Annotated in this window: 17 protein-coding genes; 11 read left to right on the top strand and 6 right to left on the bottom strand. The window is 47.5% G+C overall.

The window, feature by feature from the left end:
- Positions 1-289 precede the first annotated feature (289 nt).
- Positions 290-868, top strand: a complete 579-nt coding sequence (locus tag ACMQ5W_RS09195; protein WP_419024920.1) for a manganese efflux pump — start codon at positions 290-292, stop codon at positions 866-868.
- Positions 869-998: 130 nt separating this feature from the next.
- Here the strand turns inward: ACMQ5W_RS09195 and ACMQ5W_RS09190 are convergent, their stop codons facing one another.
- Complete coding sequence (locus ACMQ5W_RS09190) at positions 999-1,259, bottom strand: TIGR04076 family protein (protein WP_419024919.1); 261 nt, start codon at positions 1,257-1,259, stop codon at positions 999-1,001.
- A 118-nt stretch (positions 1,260-1,377) separates the two neighbouring features.
- On the opposite strand from ACMQ5W_RS09190, the gene ACMQ5W_RS09185 reads away from it, so the two are divergent.
- The 5 genes from ACMQ5W_RS09185 to asrC all read left to right on the top strand — a co-directional run bounded on the left by ACMQ5W_RS09185 (position 1,378) and on the right by asrC (position 5,673).
- Positions 1,378-2,040, top strand: coding sequence for a Crp/Fnr family transcriptional regulator (locus tag ACMQ5W_RS09185; RefSeq protein ID WP_419024918.1), 663 nt, complete (start codon positions 1,378-1,380; stop codon positions 2,038-2,040).
- A 100-nt stretch (positions 2,041-2,140) separates the two neighbouring features.
- Positions 2,141-2,908, top strand: coding sequence for a formate/nitrite transporter family protein (locus tag ACMQ5W_RS09180; RefSeq protein WP_419024917.1), 768 nt, complete (start codon positions 2,141-2,143; stop codon positions 2,906-2,908).
- 2 nt (positions 2,909-2,910) lie between these two features.
- Complete coding sequence (asrA, locus tag ACMQ5W_RS09175; protein ID WP_419024916.1) at positions 2,911-3,924, top strand: anaerobic sulfite reductase subunit AsrA; 1,014 nt, start codon at positions 2,911-2,913, stop codon at positions 3,922-3,924.
- Positions 3,917-4,711: an anaerobic sulfite reductase subunit AsrB gene (gene asrB / locus ACMQ5W_RS09170; RefSeq protein WP_419024915.1), complete on the top strand. Its 795-nt coding sequence runs from the start codon at positions 3,917-3,919 to the stop codon at positions 4,709-4,711. The genes asrA and asrB overlap by 8 nt, the downstream gene beginning before the upstream one ends.
- The gene (asrC, locus tag ACMQ5W_RS09165) at positions 4,711-5,673 is read left to right on the top strand and encodes a sulfite reductase subunit C (RefSeq protein ID WP_419024914.1); all 963 of its coding nucleotides are present in this window, start codon (positions 4,711-4,713) and stop codon (positions 5,671-5,673) included. Before asrB ends, asrC begins: the two co-directional genes overlap by 1 nt.
- A gap of 45 nt (positions 5,674-5,718) precedes the next feature.
- Here asrC and ACMQ5W_RS09160 read toward each other — a convergent pair whose 3' ends face one another.
- Positions 5,719-6,504: a hypothetical protein gene (locus ACMQ5W_RS09160; protein ID WP_419024913.1), complete on the bottom strand. Its 786-nt coding sequence runs from the start codon at positions 6,502-6,504 to the stop codon at positions 5,719-5,721.
- A gap of 397 nt (positions 6,505-6,901) precedes the next feature.
- Between ACMQ5W_RS09160 and ACMQ5W_RS09155 the strand changes: the two genes are divergently transcribed.
- Positions 6,902-7,402, top strand: coding sequence for an HD domain-containing protein (locus ACMQ5W_RS09155; RefSeq protein ID WP_419024912.1), 501 nt, complete (start codon positions 6,902-6,904; stop codon positions 7,400-7,402).
- A gap of 4 nt (positions 7,403-7,406) precedes the next feature.
- Positions 7,407-9,410, top strand: coding sequence for a hydantoinase/oxoprolinase family protein (locus tag ACMQ5W_RS09150; RefSeq protein ID WP_419024911.1), 2,004 nt, complete (start codon positions 7,407-7,409; stop codon positions 9,408-9,410).
- Between the two features lie 90 nt (positions 9,411-9,500).
- Here ACMQ5W_RS09150 and ACMQ5W_RS09145 read toward each other — a convergent pair whose 3' ends face one another.
- Complete coding sequence (locus ACMQ5W_RS09145) at positions 9,501-10,532, bottom strand: ArsR/SmtB family transcription factor (RefSeq protein ID WP_419024910.1); 1,032 nt, start codon at positions 10,530-10,532, stop codon at positions 9,501-9,503.
- Between the two features lie 217 nt (positions 10,533-10,749).
- On the bottom strand, positions 10,750-12,426 hold the full coding sequence (locus ACMQ5W_RS09140) for an ABC transporter ATP-binding protein (protein WP_419024909.1): 1,677 nt from the start codon (positions 12,424-12,426) through the stop codon (positions 10,750-10,752).
- A gap of 156 nt (positions 12,427-12,582) precedes the next feature.
- Here ACMQ5W_RS09140 and ACMQ5W_RS09135 point away from each other — a divergent pair, with 156 nt between their 5' ends.
- Complete coding sequence (locus ACMQ5W_RS09135; protein WP_419024908.1) at positions 12,583-13,056, top strand: N-acetyltransferase family protein; 474 nt, start codon at positions 12,583-12,585, stop codon at positions 13,054-13,056.
- Between the two features lie 15 nt (positions 13,057-13,071).
- Here ACMQ5W_RS09135 and tsaA read toward each other — a convergent pair whose 3' ends face one another.
- Positions 13,072-13,752 carry a tRNA (N6-threonylcarbamoyladenosine(37)-N6)-methyltransferase TrmO gene (gene tsaA / locus ACMQ5W_RS09130; protein ID WP_419024907.1) on the bottom strand — a complete coding sequence of 227 codons (681 nt, stop codon included), beginning with the start codon at positions 13,750-13,752 and terminating at the stop codon, positions 13,072-13,074.
- A gap of 131 nt (positions 13,753-13,883) precedes the next feature.
- On the opposite strand from tsaA, the gene ACMQ5W_RS09125 reads away from it, so the two are divergent.
- Both ACMQ5W_RS09125 and ACMQ5W_RS09120 read left to right on the top strand, forming a co-directional pair.
- Positions 13,884-17,537 (top strand): response regulator, encoded by a 3,654-nt coding sequence (locus ACMQ5W_RS09125; protein ID WP_419024906.1) that lies wholly within the window; start codon positions 13,884-13,886, stop codon positions 17,535-17,537.
- 1 nt (position 17,538) lies between these two features.
- On the top strand, positions 17,539-17,700 hold the full coding sequence (locus ACMQ5W_RS09120; protein ID WP_419024905.1) for a hypothetical protein: 162 nt from the start codon (positions 17,539-17,541) through the stop codon (positions 17,698-17,700).
- Positions 17,701-17,845: 145 nt separating this feature from the next.
- Here the strand turns inward: ACMQ5W_RS09120 and ACMQ5W_RS09115 are convergent, their stop codons facing one another.
- The gene (locus tag ACMQ5W_RS09115; RefSeq protein ID WP_419024904.1) at positions 17,846-19,222 is read right to left on the bottom strand and encodes a TrpB-like pyridoxal phosphate-dependent enzyme; all 1,377 of its coding nucleotides are present in this window, start codon (positions 19,220-19,222) and stop codon (positions 17,846-17,848) included.
- Between the last annotated feature and the right edge of the window lie 268 nt (positions 19,223-19,490).

Raw genomic sequence — 19,490 nt, 5'->3', positions numbered from 1 at the left:
TGTGGTCCAAGCCGACTGAAGGAGGAGGCGCAGGACGGCGGATTGCGAAGCAAAACGCATAAATCCCACCGTCTCCGCCAAAAACAACAAATCCCCGCCTGGGGATTTGTTGTTTTTTTGATGGTGCAGGGATTCGAACCCGAAAGGGTACAGCCGCCAGGAAGCGGCAGTCAGTGATCTCCATTCACGCCTGCCCATCCCTTACATATCCAATAGGAACAGAGACATCCCCGTCAGCAATATAATAATTGATAAAAAGGAAATTCTCTTCCTTGTTGGAAAGGGTGTTATGATGCAAATACATTTTTTATCAACCCTGCTGTTCGGTGTATCCTCAAATGCGGATAATCTGGTAGTAGGGATGTCTTACGGTATCAAGAAAATGCCGATCAGGTGGAAGGAAAACTTGATTGTAGCATTGATTACTTTTACAGGGACTGTTCTGTCCATGATTATGGGCAAGAGTGTGCTGCTATTTTTACCACAGAAATTGGCAGGCATTTTGGGCAGCGTAATCATTATTTTGATCGGGGTAATCGGTCTGGTGCAATTCTTCATTAAAATCAGGAAGGCCAAAGAAGAAAGCGAGGAGGAGACCGAACTCGCCTTGCAGACGCTCACGCGGACAGAGGCTCTGATTCTCGGTCTAGCATTGACCTTGAACAACATCGGTCTGGGTATTGGTGCCAGCATTACAGGCCTGCCGGTGCTCTCTACAGCGCTTTGCTCCTTTCTCTTCAGTCTGGTTTTTCTCTACATAGGGAACTTGGTTGGGCGATCAAAGCTTGCAGACCTGGTCGGTGCGTTTGCAGAACCGTTGGCTGCACTTTTGATGATCGGCCTGGGCATATACGAGATTTTCATCTGACCTGAGACTTATCATTGAATACAGTAGAAGCCATAAAGTATTGAAAAAGATCCGGTACATAGGTCATCCCTAACCTTGTTTGTACCGGATTTGCAGGAACCACTGCTGCTCAATTGTCCAATCATCCGCGCTATTCTTCCACTTCCAGCTTGAAGATATTGATCACATCTGCATCTGGACAGCAGAAGCGGAAATCGCCTGCTTTCCCGGTTGGCAGAGTGCCGCCATAGCGCAGGATATCGATATAGGGGAAAGCTGCGTGCATGGCCATAGGGCAGAGCTGGCCTCTTTGGGTATCGAAATCAAAAGAATCGCCGACTTTGTGACCGCGGTGACAGCCGCAGGTTCCTTTCTGATCCACCAGGATAATTTTAATCTTCGGTTTTTTCATTGTATCGCCTCCATTACTTCTATAGTATACAGCATAGCAGCTAGAAAGAAAATAAGCTGTTGCCGTTGCAACACGTTCTGCAAAAGATTATAATACTAGTAGATTGTGAGGTGAGGCCATGAGAGATTACATAGACGAAATAAAAAACCTGCCGCTGTTTACAGGCATCAAGTACGACGATTTGGAACCGATGCTGACCTGTCTGGGCAGCTATATGAAAACTTATAAAAAAGGCGAGTTCATTTCTCTGGCAGAAGAGCCGCTGAAGTGTGTCGGGATTGTCCTTTCGGGCAAGGTCCACATGATCAAAGAGGATCTTTGGGGAAATAAGACAATCCTCGTATTGATTAAGAAGGGCGGCGTCTTTGGAGAAACTTTCGCCTGCGGCAGCGATATGGTTTCCACCGTAACTTTTGCAACAGCGTCAGAGTGCAAAATACTCTTTATGCCCTTTGACAGGATTTTGCACTCCTGCAATCTGTCCTGTGTATTCCACCACCGGCTCATAGAAAACATGGTCAGACTCATCGCCGACAAGAATGTGCAGTTTCTAGAGCGGCTGGAAGTGGCATCAAAGAAAAATCTGCGGGAAAAAATCTTGTCCTTTCTGTCGGCACAGGCAGAACTGCACGAGGGGAGGACATTTGAAATTCAGATGGGACGCCTGGAACTTGCAGATTATCTCTGCGTGGACCGCAGTGCACTGACCAGGGAGTTATCCAATATGAAAGCCGACGGTCTCATAGACTATGAGAAAAATAAATTCAATATCCTCAGATAAAAGTGCCCTTATGTTGCCAGTGCAACATAAGGGCACTTTTTTGTTTGTTAATATACAAACAAAGGTACCCTCAGTGAAGGGAAATACAGGAGGAAAACGTATGTACAGAGAAGAAATCATTGCAATCGGTAATGCTGCAAAAGCGAAGATCGAGTTTCTGAAGAAGAGTCCTTTGGGATATCTGCTGGCATCTGTTTTGGCAGGCATGTTCATCGGATTTGGAATCTTACTCATCTTCACCATCGGCGGACTGCTGGGAGGAGCGCCTTACACGAAAATCATCATGGGCGTGTCCTTCGGTATCGCTTTGAGCTTGGTGGTCATCGCCGGTGCAGAGCTTTTTACGGGCAACAATCTGGTTATGACCATCGGCATGCTTGAAAAACAGGTGAAAATCGGCGAAGCAGTCAAACTATGGGTCTTGTGTTGGATTGGGAATTTGGCAGGTTCCGTCGTACTGGCCTTGTTGTTCACCGGAGCAGGCTTTGCAGAGGGAGCCGTGGGAGAGTTTATCGCAGGCAGTGCCTTGACAAAGATGACCCTGCCGATTCTGCCCCTGTTTCTGCGGGGCGTACTGTGTAATATTTTGGTATGTCTGGCCGTGTGGTGTGGGTTCCGCTGCAAGAGCGAGAGTGGGAAATTGATTATGATTCTCTGGTGCCTCTTTGCATTCATCACCTGTGGATTTGAACACAGCATCGCCAACATGACGCTGCTGACTATATCGCTGCTGTCACCTTGCGGTGCGGCTGTAACTGTAGGCGGATATTTTTACAATTTGCTTGTTGTCACTTTAGGAAATATGGCCGGCGCTATTATTTTCTTAGGGATTCCATACTTCATCATGGCGAAGAAAAGAGAGGTGTAATCATGGGATTGAAACTATCAAAAGAAGACTTTGATGCTTGTCTGGCGCAGATGTCTGCGGACTACGACATCTACGCGCCAGTCAGAATGGCAGGCGGCAATCCTTTTTCTGATACGGACTGTATCAGATACGGCAAAATCGAGAGCATCGAAGAAGTGGTCTTCGAAGAGAAATCGAATTATTCCTACAAGGAAGTTCTGCTGCCCCTTTCAGAAACCTTGTTCTATTTTACAGAAAATCAGGTCAAAGAGGCTGACGGAAAGGAAAAGGGCGGAATCATCTTTTTGCGCAGCTGCGATCTGCATGCCGTGAAACGGATGGACGATATTTATTTAGAGAACGGCTTTGAGGACTATTATTACAAAAGACTTCGTGAAAAGGTGAAATTTGTTCTCATGGGCTGCAAGGAATCTTTCAAAAACTGCTTCTGCGTTTCCATGAACACCAATGCATGCAGTGATTATGACCTGGCCGTGGAGCCGGCAGAGGATGGATATCTGTTGGACTGCAAAGCAGACGCGTGGCAGGATATCTTTACTGCCACGGGAGAGCCGACCGCCTATGAGCCGTCCTGCGTGAAGGAAAACTCTGTCAAAGTGAGCATTCCTGACAGTCTTACTGCGGAAGTTGCAAAGTCGGAAATGTGGAGGGAATACGACGGCAGATGCGTGAACTGTGGAAGATGCAACTTTGCCTGTCCAACCTGCACCTGTTTTACTATGCAGGACATCTTCTATACCGATAACGGCAAAGCAGGAGAGCGGCGCAGAGTCCAGGCTTCCTGTATGGTTGACGGTTTTACCGATGTGGCAGGAGGAGGCTGTTACCGCAGCAAGAACGGCGACCGCATGCGCTTTAAAGTCCTGCACAAGGTTCTCGATTATAAACAGCGCTTCGGTTATCACATGTGTGTTGGCTGCGGCAGATGTGACGACATCTGTCCTGAATACATTTCTTTCTCAGGGATTGTGAACAAATTGGATCAGGCTATGACGGAGGTGGAAACAGATGAATAAAAACGAATATGTACCTTTTCTCTCTGAAATCAAAGCGGTCAAAAAGCATACGGAGATTGAATATACTTTTACGATGGATTATGACGGGCCAGTCCGACCGGGGCAGTTTTTCGAAGTTTCGCTGCCCAGATATGGGGAGGCTCCGATTTCTGTCAGTGGGATTGGCAAGGGTACTGTCGACTTTACCATCAGGAAAGTGGGAAAAGTGACAGGGGAAGTATTTGAACAGTATATCGGTAATAGGCTGTTTCTGAGAGGCCCTTACGGCAACGGCTTTGATGTGTCTGCTTATTGCGGCGGCGAATTGGTCATCGTAGCCGGCGGCACGGGACTTTCTCCAGTGCGGGGCGTGGTGGAGCATTTTTATGAGAATCCGTCAGAAACGGAGGGCCTGACCGTGATTACCGGCTTCAAATCACCGCAGGACGTTTTGTTCAAAGAGGATCTGGCAAAGTGGTCCCAGAAGATGAAGCTGATTGTCACTGTGGACAAGGCGGAGGGCAGTGAGACTTATCCACAGGGGCTGGTTACTGCGTACATCCCGGATTTGACAATCCGCGATTTTGACAGCGCAAAAGCAATCGTAGTGGGACCGCCGATGATGATGAAATTCTCTGTTAAGGCTTTGCTGGAACGGGGCTTTAAAGAAGAAAATATCTGGATTTCTCAGGAACGCAAGATGTGCTGCGGTATTGGCAAATGCGGGCATTGTAAAATAGGAGACAGTTACGTCTGCTTGGATGGTCCGGTGTTCAACTACACAAAGGGAAAGGAGCTGATTGACTGATGGATGTGAATACAAAAGCAATAAAGAAGAACGCATTTCGTGTAACAAAGGAACGGGGAATAACGGCTTCGAGAGTCAGGGTGCCTGGCGGTCATATGGATGCTCGTTTACTGGGGATGGTCCAGGGAATTGCAGAAAAGTACGGCAACGGAACGGTGCACATTACCAGCAGGCAGGGTTTTGAAATCCCCGGCATTCCTTTCGAAAAGATGGCTGCGGTGAATCAGGAACTACAGCCGGTCATAGAAGGACTTTCTATCAATCAGACTGCGCCGGGCAGTGGCTATCCAGCTTCTGGCACTCGCAACGTGACGGCCTGTGTAGGTAATCGGGTATGTCCATACGGCTGTTACGATACAACAGCGCTGGCGCAGAGAATTGAAAAGGCGATTTTCCCCAATGACCTGCATTTTAAAATCGCGCTCACAGGCTGTCCCAACGACTGCGCCAAAGTGCGCATGCACGATTTTGGCATCATGGGCATGACAGAACCGCAGCTTGAGCCTGACCGCTGTGTGAATTGTGGCGCCTGCGTCAAATACTGCCGGAAAAAGTCTGTGGAAGCCTTGCGGGAAGTCAATTACCGACCGCAGCGCAACACAGAGAAGTGCATTGGCTGCGGTGAATGCGTCATCAACTGCCCAACCCGGGCTTGGACCAGAAGTGAGGAAAAGTATTACCGCCTGACGCTGCTGGGCAGAACGGGCAAGAAAAATCCAAGACTTGGCGAGGACTTTATCAAATGGGTGGATGCGGACAGCATCGTCAAGATCATTCTCAATACTTATAAATATGTAGGGCGTTACATCGACAAAAACGCGCCGGGCGGCAAGGAACACATTGGCTATATCGTTGATCGTACAGGCTTCGAAGAATTCAAGAAGTGGGCCCTAGACGGTGTGGATCTGCCAGATAAAGCTGAAGTCTATACGCCAATTTACTGGAACGGCGTAAAATATTAGGTTATCGAAAGCGGAGGAAAATTTTTCTCCGCTTTTCATGTGGCCTTAAAAGCAGAATTGATCGATGATCCAGCCTATAGTCTGGGCATCGATACCTCCATCCTGCGCCTCAAAAGTAAAGATGATGTCGTCCCATGGGACGTATTTATGGCTGAAATATAACCGCAGTTTCCACAGACATTCCTCCAGATATTTGGAACTGCTGAGCATGCCAAAGTGTTCAAGCCTTCGAAACCTGCGCTGACTTGCCACTGCCACCTTGAAGTCGGGCGCAATGGTCTCAGCACCAAGGGTGAGATTTTCTTCGTAATGATATTCGACCCCTTTTAAAAACAAAATATCTGCGATGATGACTTCTGACTTTGATCTGACACGTTCACCCTTGAGTGTCCTGTGAATTAACTTTTCGGGATATTTGGTATTTTTATCGTATTTAGCGCGGCCCCAAGCCCGCGGATCAACCCAATCAGTGAAGTGATAATCGATTTTTTGTGAAAGCTGATAGGCCTTGGGAACTTTGCCGTTGATGATGTCTGGTTCAACACTTTCATACTCTTCCAGAAGATGGTGCAGCGCAATACAATTTTTTTCTATGCGCTTTAGGGCTTCGCTCAGATGCGCCCTGGTCTGCAGAAGCTTCACCTCTTCGCAATCGGCTTTTCCCAGATACAGCTTCTTGCCCTGGATTAATTTATAATAGTAGGCGGTGCCTTTTATGGTGGATGTAGACAGTTTTCCTTCCGGTAATTGCTGTAATCGGTAGCGATATTGCTTGGCAAGAGCTTCCTGGCTTTCTAAGTCGGCGAGGATATAGGCGATGCTGTTATACATTTTACTTCTCCTTCCTTTATTTACATTATTTTACAGTGAATTGGCGGAGAAAGCAAGCTTTTTTTGCATGTCACTTTGATTTGACCCATATAGGCGATGCGCAGTTACGCATATACAGGCTTCTAGCCGCAGACTGCTTAACAAAAACGGGCAAATCGAGCAAATCTGCGTAACACACCCTTTGCAAAGAGGGGGTCAGTTACGCATATACAGGCTTCTGGGCACGGACTGCTTAACAAAATCGGGCAAACCAGCCGAATCTGCGTAACCGTCCTCTAGATTCCGGCTCTTGGGGCCGGCAGCTCCAAATAAAAATACCAAGTTTTCTGTTGCTGGTGCAACAAATGAACGTAGTTCCTGTGCTATACTGATAACAAAGAAAAAAAGGAGTCTTCACATGAATCGGTTACATCAGTTATATATGGAAATGATTCGTTATTACCAAGGCGATGCCGCCCGCATCCAACACTTTGTCAAGGTTCATTCATTTGCTAAGTACATCGGTGAGGCGGAAGGGCTTACAGAAACGGTACAGATCACCTTGGAAGCAGCGGCGTTGGTACACGATATCGGCATCAGGGCAGCAGAGAAGAAATACGGATACAGCAACGGCAAACTGCAGGAACAGGAGGGTCCCCCTCTGGCTCTGGAAATGCTGGAAAACCTTGGTTTTGACGCGCCTGTTATCGAGAGGGTCTGTTATCTGGTGGCTCATCACCACACCTATGAACCGGTGGACGGACTGGACTACCGAATTTTGCTGGAGGCAGATGCTTTGGTGAATCTCTATGAGGATGCTGTCCATGAAGAAGGCGTCAAGGCCGCCTATGAGCATATTTTCAAGACCGAAACAGCCAGAAATATCTGCAGAATGATGTTTGAAATAGAAAAGAGGTAGACAAATGATCGGAATCGGAATTGATACAGGCGGAACCTGTACAGATGCTGTCATCTTTGATACGAAAAGCCATGAGGTATTGTCACAGAGCAAGACTCTGACCACCAAGCAGGACTTAAAAATCGGTATTTTGACCGCTTTGAGCGGATTAGACCAGGATTTGGCTCGCGACGCCGCCTACATTTCACTATCTACCACACTGGCTACCAACGCCTGTGTAGAACACAAAGGGGGCAGGGCAAAGCTGGTGTTTATCGGTGTTAATCCGGCAGCGGTCAAGAAGATGGGCAGCGAATATGGACTGCCGCCAATGGGGGATATTTATTTCATGCAAGGGGATGCAGGGCAGGAGGATAGCCAGCAGCCTGACTGGAAGAAATTCGAAGAAGATATAGAAAAGGACTTTTTGGAGTATGACAGTGTAGCTATCGTTCAGATGAACCCGAAATATAACGATGGGCAGTATGAGATCAAGGCGGAAAAGATGATCAAGAAAAAGCTGGGTCTGCCCTGTGTGCGTGGTTACGATCTTTATCAGGAACTGAACGTACAGAAACGAGGGGCGACGGCGCTGCTCAACGCCAGGCTTCTGCCTGTCATGGAGGACTTTTTTGACTCCATCGAGCGCTCTCTGACAGAACTGGGGTTGGATTTACCCATTGTCATTGTCAAAAGCGACGGCAGCATCATGAGCCGTGAATTTGCCATGAGCAGGCCGGTAGAAACTTTACTCTGCGGTCCTGCCGCCAGCATCATCGGCGCCATGGAATTGTCAAAATACCAAGATGCGCTGATTGTGGATATGGGCGGCACCACCAGCGATGTGGCCATGGTGAAAGACGGTATTCCTGTCACCAGCGAGTCCGGCATTTCCATCGGCGAATGGAAAACCATGGTCAAAGGCGTCTCCATAGATACCTTTGCTTTGGGCGGCGACAGTGCTGTAAAATACAAACGAGGGCAGCTTTATCTCGACAACAGACGCTGCGTACCGTTATGTATGGCAGCCAGCCAGTATCCGAAAATGCGGAAAGCGCTGAAGACGCTGGTACTGATGGATCGGCCTTTCGATTATCCTGCCCACGAGTTTTTTATGTTGGTGAACAGCCCGGCAAATCTGGACAAATACACACCGTCAGAACGGAAATTTATCAAAGCACTGGAGAACGGGCCGCTGATTTACAGAGATGCGGCTGCGGCCATTGGCACCAGTCCGCACATTTTAAACATGAAGCGGCTGGAGGATGAGGGCACCGTCATCCGCATTGGAATGACGCCTACCGATGTCATGCACGTTTATGGCGACTATGCGGAGTTTGACAGCGAGGTGTCTGAACTGGGAGCTGCATACTTGGCTACAGCGACAAAGGCGGCTCCTCAAGAAGTCTGCCGGGAAATTTACGATTTGACAAAATGCAGGCTTTACAGCAATCTGGTCCGCATCTTTATGAAATACGAGACGGGCAGAGATTTGAACCTTCAGGAGTGTGAAGATCTTGAAAAGCTGACTGCTTATACTTTCCGCCATGCCGGTCAAAGCCTGGCTGACTTTGCCATACGCCCCGGTTTCATTACTGCATCGAAGCTGATCGGTATCGGCGCCCCGACCAAGATCTTTCTAAAAGACGTGGCAGAGCTGCTGGGAACAGAGGCAGATTTTCCGCAGGACGGGAAAGTTGCTAACGCCATCGGCGCGGCAATGGGTAATATCAGCACGGAATGCATCGTCAAAATAGAACCGTATAAGGGCATCAAAAGTTCTTATCTGACCTACGTCATCAGCGGCGGTCACGAAACCTTTTCTCTGCCTGATTATGATGATGCTCTGGTGGAAGCGAAGAAAACGGCTCGCCAGGGTGCCATTGAACGTGCTCATCAGCAAGGAGCTGTAGGGGAAGTAGAAGTAGAAATCGAAGTGAAAGAGAACACTTATCAGAGAAACAAATATGCATCTGCCGAGATCATCGAGACTCTGGTCATCGCAAAAGCTGTATCAGAAAAAGAATAAATTACAAAAGGGTGGATCTGCTGATTTCGGCAGATCCACCCTTTGTTCATCATGCAGGGAAGGGCGACATGTGAAAATAAGAATCTTTAATTACATCAAAAACTGCTTTTCAAGCAGCTGAATCAATTGGCGGATTTTTTCTGGGATGAAGTGGTAGTAGACCTTGGCATCCTGTTTTTCGATGGTGACAAATCCATTTGACATCAGTAGATTCATGTGATGTGAAGCCGTTGGTGCACCCAATTGCAGTTCTTCTGCGATTTCCAAATTATATTTAGCACCCTTTTTGAGCAGGGCGAGGATTTCAAAACGGCTCTTATCAGAAAGCATTTTCAAGCTAGACAGCAGAGCGGCTTTTTCCTGTTCCTGCAGGCTGCCGTAGCCATAAGACTTATTGACGAAAACACCGTAAAACCCCACAGTGGAGAGACCCCATTCCAGCACTGGAGAGATGATGGATGGATAGATGGTCTCGATGCCGGGGAACTTGCTCATGATATCCTGAAAGGCGGCGTGCTGAAATCCTTCAACAGAGAGTCTTTCCACCAGTGCCTCGATCGCGGGCTGGTTTTTGGAGAAGGCATAGGAAAAAGCCGGCAGGTTTTGCTGATAAATTTCCACCATGGATTTGACATAGCGTTTCGGTTCGCCCAGCAACATCATGGTTTTCCACTTTGATGAATCAGAAATTTCTGGCTGGCGATTGAGAAAATCGATACGGCTTTCTAAAGTAGTAAGATCCGGCGCCATACCGTCCCCGTTCATCTCATCTGCGAACATCTCTGAGAAGGTTTGCAGAATCTGGTCTTCGCTGATCTGATCCACCTGGTCGATCCAATGGGGATTTTCGACGATGCTGGCCATGACGATGTAGGTCGTGTCCATGTCCATATCCATGGAACCGAACAAAGCTTCTTCATCTGCATGAGGCGTATATTTTGCAGCAAAGTCATCGGCATATTGATTGATCAGAGGGTAATTGTGATCGTAGAAAAGCTGTCCATCCACACCGAGGTGATTGAGGGCTTCGATGGTTTCTTCACGGATATCTTTCTTGTATTTGATATAGCAGCACAATCCGATTGTCTCAAAGACAGGATTGAGTTCTTTCTTAAGCTTCATGTTGCAGCTCCTTTCTTGCGTTAACTATACCATGACGCTTCTTTTGGACATAGAATCGAACGTCATGATTCAATGGACGCTTCCATGCGGCAACGCCGTTAGATCGATGCGTTCATTATACCATGACGCTTCCTTTGGACATAGAATCGAACGTCATGATTCAATGGACGCTTCCTCGCGGCAACGCCGTTAGATCGATGCGTTCATTATACCACAATTATACCCCACAGAAATTACGGAAGGAAGGATTATTTTCCAGTAGCTGCTCGTAAGCGGCCATGTCTTTTACAGCGCCATCTTCCATATAGATCACTTGATCGTATTGAGAAAGCAGGGCGGGATTCAGGGAATGGGTGATGGTGATCAAAGTCAGGTCCTGCCGTGTCAGTAAAGTGCTTTCAATTTCCAGCGCGGTTTTTGGATCCAGAGCGGAAGTCCCTTCGTCTAAAATGATGACTTTCGCCTTTCTGATCAAAGCTCTCGCCAGAGCCACTCTCTGCCGCTGGCCGCCGGAAAGACGATTGCCGTTTTCGCCGACTGGACTGTTCAGACCCTTTTCCAGCAGAGCCATGAACTGACTGACGCCGCTGGCTTCTAAGGCCTGCTCCCATGTGGCTTTATCAAAATCTCCTTCCAGAGCGATGTTGTTTCTGACCGTATCATTAAAGAGGTATACACTCTGATGGAGAATGGAGAGGATGGAACCCAGATTTTTTGTATCCAGCAGACTGAGAGGGTCTTCGTCATAAAAGATTTCTCCCTGATAGTCCTTGTAATAGCCAGATAGAACCTTGATCAAAGTGCTCTTGCCACAGCCGCTGTGGCCGACGACAGCGTATTTTTTTCCTTTTGCAAAACGCAGGCTGATGTGGTTCAAAGCGTTCAGACTTCCGTCATAAGAGAAGGTCAGGTCACTGACTGCGATCTCTCTGTCAAAGGACGGTACTTTGCCCTGTTCTGCTTCAATTTCTGTATCGGCTAAGCCACACAGGCGCTGTACAATGGGCTTGACACTTTTGATCTTCGGCAGATTTTCCATAATCAGCAGAACTGGCGTCAGAAAAGAACCACTGAGCTGAAGGAGCGCCATCAGGGTGCCCATGGTGATGGAACCTTTGATGACAAAGAACGCGGAAGTGAAGATGACGACCACGACGCAGAGATAGGACAGGGTGTCAGACAGACCTTCGTTGAGAGCAGTTACCTTGTCAGCGGCGAACTTACAGTCAGCTGTCCGCTTATTCTCTTCTTCAAATTTCACTCTCATGTTTGGCAGCAATTGGTAACTTCTGATTACCTCAAAACCTGAGAGAATATCTTTCGTCTTTTCTGTAAATTTGGCAAGCTGACGTGATACGGCATCCTGCCTTTTTTCTAACAGCTTTCCCATCAGAGCCGGCACGGCAAACATCAGCAGCAAGGTCACTAACAAAATACCAGTGACGGCGGGACTCAGAGCTAATAGCAGCACCAGAGTTGACACAAACATGACGACGACTTCAATGCTCTGCAAAAGTGGCAGTATGTAATTTTCCTCGATAATCTTCACATCATTTATTAAACTGGAGATGTAATCTGCTGTATTCGTCTTGTAAAATTCACCTGGATACTGGTGCATCACACCTTCATAAACATCGCTGCGTATCTGTCGGGTCATCCTCTGAACCAGAAGCTTAGACGCCAGCGAACCGAAGTAATTCATCAAACACAGCATGATCATATAGCTGACGGCAAAGAGCAGCAGTTTCTTGAAAAGCGCCATGTCACCAGAAACAGCGGTGTCAGTGACCTGTTGCAACAGCAGAGAGACAAAGGTAGTCATCAAAGCCGCTGCAGTGCAGAGCAGCAGGGTAACTGCCAGTATCAACTTATTTCTCTTCCAATACCTTTTCATCATTACCTCCTGAATTCTATATAAATCTAATAAGTTTTATTTTTATAGAATATACCATATAGTTCTATGAAAGTCAAATTAATTCTATGAATGACTAACTATATTTTTCTCCTGAGTGCAGAAAAATATGGTAAAATATAAAAAGGAGGCGCAGACATGAAGATAAGAACAGCAACGACGGCAGACATGGATTCCATATGCCGATTATACGATACGTTATTTTGTGAAATGGCTGATTTGCAGAGAGACTACTTTCAGATGACCAGCCAGAATCGTGATTTTCTCTCGTCTGTCATCGAGGGAGAAGCAGGAGATGTTCTATTGGCGGAAGAAGAGGACGGCTTGATCGGGTTTGCCTTAGTACAGGAAAGCAGTACGCCGCCTTTTGGCTGCCTTGTACCACATCGATATGCGTATTTGATGGATGCCTGTGTGGCAGAGGAACAGAGGAGCAGGGGCATCGGCAGACTGTTGATTGAGGCCGTAAAGACCTGGGCAGAAGAGAGAAAACTGGACTATGTAGAACTGAACGTGTTGAGCAACAATACCCGAGCCATCGCACTCTATGAGCGAGAAGGCTTTGCAGAAGAGATGCGAACAATGCGCTGCAAATTGAAAAAGGACGGCTGAGGCCGTCCTTCTGTGTCAGATGATTTCTACGACTTCCAGGTCTTTGCCGACAACGCGGAACTTAATTTCAAAGCCGGCAAAACCGAATCCGTAAATTCTATCAGGGTCTTCCTGATAAGAGGGTCTGGGGTCCTGGGACAAGATGGAGAAAAGCCCGTCTTGCAGAGCCTGGGGAATCTTTGACAGCAACAGGGGCGGAATCGTGACGGCCAAGCTGTACCCACGGGTTTGATCGGCAAAACCGCAGACAGCCTCGGGATGGCAGTCTGCAGGGATATACGGTTTGAGGTCGTAAATGGGTGTGCCGTCCATCAAATCGGCCCCGCAGACAGAAATGACAGGCCCCAGCACAGGGTCTTTTTTGATTGCCTCTATTTTCACGGAGGAGAGACCTAAGGGGTTCGGTCTGAAGGGTGACCTGGTAGCGAATACGCCCATTCGCTGATTGCCTCCCAGGCGAGGGGGTCTGACTGTAGGCGACCAACCGCTTTCTGCGTTTTCCGAAAATCCCCAGATGATCCAGAGATGGGAGAAATCAGATAATCCACGGAGAGCCTCCGGACTGCGAAACTCCTCTTCAAAGACGATTTCACTTTTCAACGTTTCTGTCAGTCCGCTTTGGCGGGGAATTCCAAACTTTGATGGAAAAACGCTGCGTATATGGGCAATGGGCCTCAGCTTAAGATCTGTTGTCATAGGGCACCTCTTTTCTGAAATGATAGGTACTATTATACTGAATCTCTATTGAAAATTCAAATCATTGTGTTAAACTGATAAGGAGAATTATGCGTACTTAGGCGTATTTATGTCACTGAAGAGGAGAACGAATGAAGAATTTGAAGGAACACAATGATATGCAGTCAGGGACACAAAGTCATCAGGAAGAAATAGAATATCTCAAAGAACTGGCAAAGCGAAAAGACAAGGAACTGGAAGGAATTATCGGTGCGGCGGCCGACGCAGTGGGTAAGTTTATCTGCAATCCTGAATTCACAATCTTGTACTATACAGAAGGCTTGGCGAATTTGGTGGGAACGACGAGAGGACGCATAGAAAAAGAAGGCTTTGACAGCAGTCGGTACATCCATCCTGACGATTTGGAATATGTCATGGGCAAGACTGCCAAAGCGATCGAAAATGGAAAACCCGTCACGCTGACGTATCGATTAAAGCATTTGAGTGGCAAGGATGTTTGGGTAAAGGCGAGAGTCATTTTTATGGAAGAACTTTATGAAGACAAATATCCGATCGCTTTTTTTGTCTATACGGATATCACAGAACTGAAGGAAGCCAATGCAAAAGCTGAGGAGCGATATCAGAGCTTGATTGAAACCTATGACGAACAGCTCTGCGGCATTATATGGTTCACCATAAGCCAGAGGCCGGTTTTACGATATATGAATCTGAAATCTTTAGAATGCCTGGGTTTTCAGTCTAAAGAGGACTTTGAGGAAAAGAATCAGTATGATGTACTTTCTTACATATTTGAAGAGGATCGAGACAAGTTTACTGGTGCTTTGATGACCTTGAAGGCGGAAGGCGATGTGACGAGCCTGGACGTGCGCTTTCAATCGTCTACAGGTAAGACTGTTTGGGCGGCCTGCAACATCATGATGAAACGTGCCATGTCCGGGACGCTCTTGTATTATATGGTGTTTACCGATATCACCCGTCAAAAGGAAGAGGAACTGAACCTGCGGGCGGAACAAGAGAAAATCAACATCGCCTTAGAAAATACAGATATGCTGATCTGGCAGTATGATATTGTGGAGAAAAAAATGCAGTATCAGAGAAACTCCGCCAGATATTTTGGCACGGAGGATATTGTCTATAATGTACCACAATCCTTTGTGGAAGCGGGTTATGTTCACGACGATTCCATCAGCGATTATTACAAACTTCATCAGGCTGTAATTGATGGAGAAGCATACGCCCAGGCGGATATTCACTTTCTGGACGAAAAGAACAATGATCTGTGGCTGCGAATTACGCTGAGAAGAATTAGTGACAGAGGCAGTGCTTTCAATCAGGTTATCGGCTGCGGTGTCAATATTACGGAAGAAAAGGTCAAAGAAGAACGATATGTAGAAGAACTGGTATATATGAGCGGCCTGCAGAGTGAAGACCTTTTGGCAAAGTTTCGCGCAAATCTGACACGCAATATCGTGGTGGATTATGTGGGCAGCAGTGATGTGCTCATCGCGGACGACTGCATGACTTATTCTGGTGTCATCGAAGAGGTTGCTTCCAATATGGTAGCAGAAGACATGAAAGAGAAATTCAGAGAAGTCCTGAGTATCGGCTCGCTGATGTCGCTCTATTATGAGGGAAAAAACGAGTATGCCATAGAGTACCAGAGACGTATGATGAACGGTACCCTCTGCTGGGTGAAAACTTATGTGAAGATATTTAAAAGCCCGGAGCAAAACGATATCATGTGCTTTTTATACACCTACAACATCAACGGCTCTATGCTGAGCCAGATTGCCTTGCAGGCCATTGTAAATACGACTTATGATTACGTGGGCATTATAGATCGGGAAATGAACCGGTTTTACTGTCTGGCTCGGTCTGATCAGGATTATCTGCCAGAGGAAAGCGACGACTACAATGCATCCAATGTCGCCTTTGCCGAAAAATATCGGGAATATTTCCCCAGCGAGGAAGAATACCTGATTGTCAGGGATAATGCGCAGATGGAGACGGTGGTTAAGGCGCTGGAGCAGAAGAAAGTCTACGAATTTAACGAAAAGATATGGAACAGAAAGAAAACGGTGCTTCATACCTATAGATTGAGCTACAGCTATATCGATGGGGAAAAATCCCAGATTTTGGTGCGGCGTGCCGACATCACAGATTCTATCTTAGAAGAGCAAAAGCAGCAGGATCTGCTGCGAAACGCTTTAGCGCAGGCAGAACAGGCCAGCAATGCCAAATCTGACTTTTTGTCCCGGATGAGTCACGAAATCAGAACCCCGATGAACGCCATCATCGGCATGTCCGCTCTGGCCGCACAATGTGTAAACGATCCGCAGCAGGTCGCCGACTGCATCTCAAAAGTAGGGATCTCTGCCAGATTTCTGCTGGCGCTGATTAACGACATATTGGATATGAGCCGCATTGAAAGCGGTAAGGTTGTCGTCAAGCGGGAAAAGATTCCTTTTGAAGAGTTTATCAATGGGATTAACACCATCTGCTATGAGCAGGCTGAGGAAAAGGGCATCGACTACGAGTCGATTTTGACCAGTTTTACAGAGGACTACTATATGGGCGACGCCATGAAGCTGCAGCAGGTACTGATTAACATCATTTCTAATGCTATTAAATTTACTCCTTCCGGCGGGAAAGTGCAGATGATCATTCATCAGGGAAAAATCAAAGACGGCAAAGCGAGGATGATCTTTACAATCAATGATACTGGCATCGGCATCAAAGAGGAATTCATGCCCCATCTCTTTGACCCTTTTGAGCAGGGGAATGACAATACGGCACGCTACAGTGGCACTGGTTTAGGCCTGGCCATTTGTAAGAATCTGACCAACATGATGGGCGGCCATATTTCAGTCAACAGCATCGAAGGGGTTGGTTCTGAATTTACGGTGGAAGTGGATTTGGAACTGTGTGAAGAAACAAAACGAATTAGCCGCGGCAAAACGAAAATCAATTTTGCGAAACTATCGGCTTTGATCGTGGACGATGAAATCACGGTCTGCGAGCACACGAAGAACATTTTGTCCGATATGGGCATGAAAGCGGAATGGGTTGACAGCGGGGAGTGCGCGGTTGATATTGTAAGGAGAAGGTGGGAAAAGAACACCTACTTTGATGTGATTTTCATCGATTGGAAGATGCCGGGCATGGACGGTATTGAAACAGCCAGAGAGATACGCAAGATCGTCGGACCAGAAGTGACAATCATCATCATGACCGCTTATGACTGGGTTTCCATCGAGCAGGAGGCCAGGAAAGCCGGCGTCAACATGCTCATATCAAAACCGCTGTTCAAAAAGTCTCTCACATCTACATTCCAGAAAATCTATACGGAAAGAGAACAGAAGCAGGAAGCAGCAAAACCGATAGAGTATGACTTTACGGGCAAGACCATTCTGCTGGTAGAAGACCATGTCCTCAACATAGAAGTTGCCAAACAATTGCTGATGAACAAAGGCGCCAAGGTGGAGGTTGCTGAAAACGGCCTGGTTGCCATCGAGATGTTCGCCACTTCAGCAGTGGATTATGACGCGATTCTCATGGATATCCGCATGCCGGTCATGAATGGCCTGACGGCTGCCAGATCCATCAGACAGCTGAAAAAGAAAAAAGCGAAGACGGTACCGATTATCGCTATGAGCGCCAACGCCTTCGATGAAGACGTGGAGAAATCCCGAGCTGCCGGCATGAACGCCCATCTGGCAAAACCGATCGAGCCCCAGCTGCTCTATGCAACACTGCAGGAATTCATATTTCCAGAAGAAGAATAAGATGAAAAAGAGAGAAACAAGCTTTCTCTCTTTTTTTATGCCCCGATTCGGTGTCTTCCTCCTCGATTTTTGCCAAAATGACGATTTTTTGCCGAATTGGAAAAAAGTTTTTGAGCAAGTGATTGCAAGGGTTGCAGAGGTTCTTTTGAAGAAATTCTGCTGAATTTTTGTCAGAAATGGCTGAATTCCAATGACTAAAAGAGTTTTTCCAAAATGGACTTTTTTGGTGATTTTAGCAAAAAACAGTGCAGCGCAGTAGCAGTGCAATAGGAAAGAGGAAGACGAAAAGCCTTCCCCTCTGCTTTGTATTATACTCTTGGCAGTCCGGCAAAACCGGCGGCAAGTTCCTCATCGGTAGGGATGTGGTCTGTCATCTGACCGTTGTTGAACTGCTCGTAAGCCTTCAGGTCGAAGTAGCCGGTGCCGGTCAGACCGAAGAGGATGGTCTTTTCTTCGCCTGTTTCCTTGCACTTCAGCGCCTCGTCCATGGCTGCCTTGATAGCATGGCTGCTCTCTGGTGCAGGAAGAATGCCTTCGATTCTGGCGAAATCCTCTGCCGCCTTGAAAACCTCGGTCTGTTCCACACTGCGTGCTTCCATCAGTCCCTGATCGTACAGTTCAGAAAGAACAGAACTCATGCCGTGGTATCTGAGACCGCCGGCGTGATTGGCACTCGGAATAAAACCGCTGCCCAGAGTGTACATCTTGGAGAGGGGGCAGACCATGCCGGTATCACAGAAGTCGTAAGCGTATTTCCCCCTGGTGAGACTCGGACAGGAAGCAGGTTCTACGGCGATAAAACGGTAGTCTTTTTCTCCGCGGAGTTTTTCACCCATGAATGGGGAAATCAGTCCGCCCAGGTTGGAACCGCCGCCGGCACAGCCGATGATGATGTCCGGCGTGATGCCGTATTTGTCCATGGCTGCCTTTGTCTCCAGGCCGATGATGCTCTGATGGAGCAGAACCTGTGACAGCACGCTGCCCAGCACATATCTATAACCTTCCCGACTGGTTGCGGCTTCAACAGCTTCCGAAATTGCGCAGCCCAGACTTCCCGTGGTGCCAGGATGGTCGGCGAGAATTTTACGACCGATTGCTGTCGTCTCAGAAGGAGAAGGGGTGACTTTCGCGCCGTAAGTCCTCATCACTTCACGTCTGAAAGGCTTCTGCTCATAAGAGACCTTCACCATGTAGACGTCACAATCAAGTCCCAGGTAAGCGCAGGCCATGGAAAGGGCAGTACCCCATTGGCCGGCGCCAGTTTCTGTGGTTACGCCTTTGAGACCCTGCTGCTTGGCATAATACGCCTGGGCGATAGCGGAGTTCAGTTTGTGGCTGCCGCTGGTATTGTTGCCTTCGAATTTATAGTAAATCTTTGCCGGTGTCTGCAGCCGCTCTTCCAGGCAGTATGCTCTGACCAGGGGCGCAGGACGGTACATCTTGTAGAAATCCTGAATTTCCTGTGGAATATCGAAATAAGCCGTGGTGTCGTCCAGTTCCTGTTTTACCAGTTCGTCGCAGAAGACGCCGCGCAGTTCCTCAAAGGTCATCGGTTCCAGCGTGCCTGGATTGAGCAGGGGCGCTGGCTTTTTTTTCATATCTGCCCGCACGTTGTAAAACTGGGTCGGCATTTCATGTTCCTCGAGATAGATTTTGTAAGGGATTTTTTTTGTTTCGTTGTTCATTTTGATGTGCTCCTTTCATTTTACGCGGACAGGAGCAAATTCGTCGTAAATTCCTGCCAGATCAGAGATTTGGGGAATTCTGACGGCTAAGGTCTTCCATCAATTTCTTTCAGAAATTGGAGCAAGACCATTAAAAAACTCCTGTCCCAGACAAACTTCTGCTGGGACAAGAGTAATAAGTTCTCTTGCGGTGCCACCCGGCTTGGCGTAACAAAACTACGCCCGCTCTGCGCATACTACCATATGCCGATTTTGTTAACGGAGTATC

The organism is Emergencia sp., from assembly GCF_048465375.1.
In the GTDB taxonomy this organism is placed as follows: Bacteria; Bacillota; Clostridia; order Peptostreptococcales; family Anaerovoracaceae; genus Senimuribacter.
This window is presented reverse-complemented; position numbering and strand designations above follow the sequence as displayed.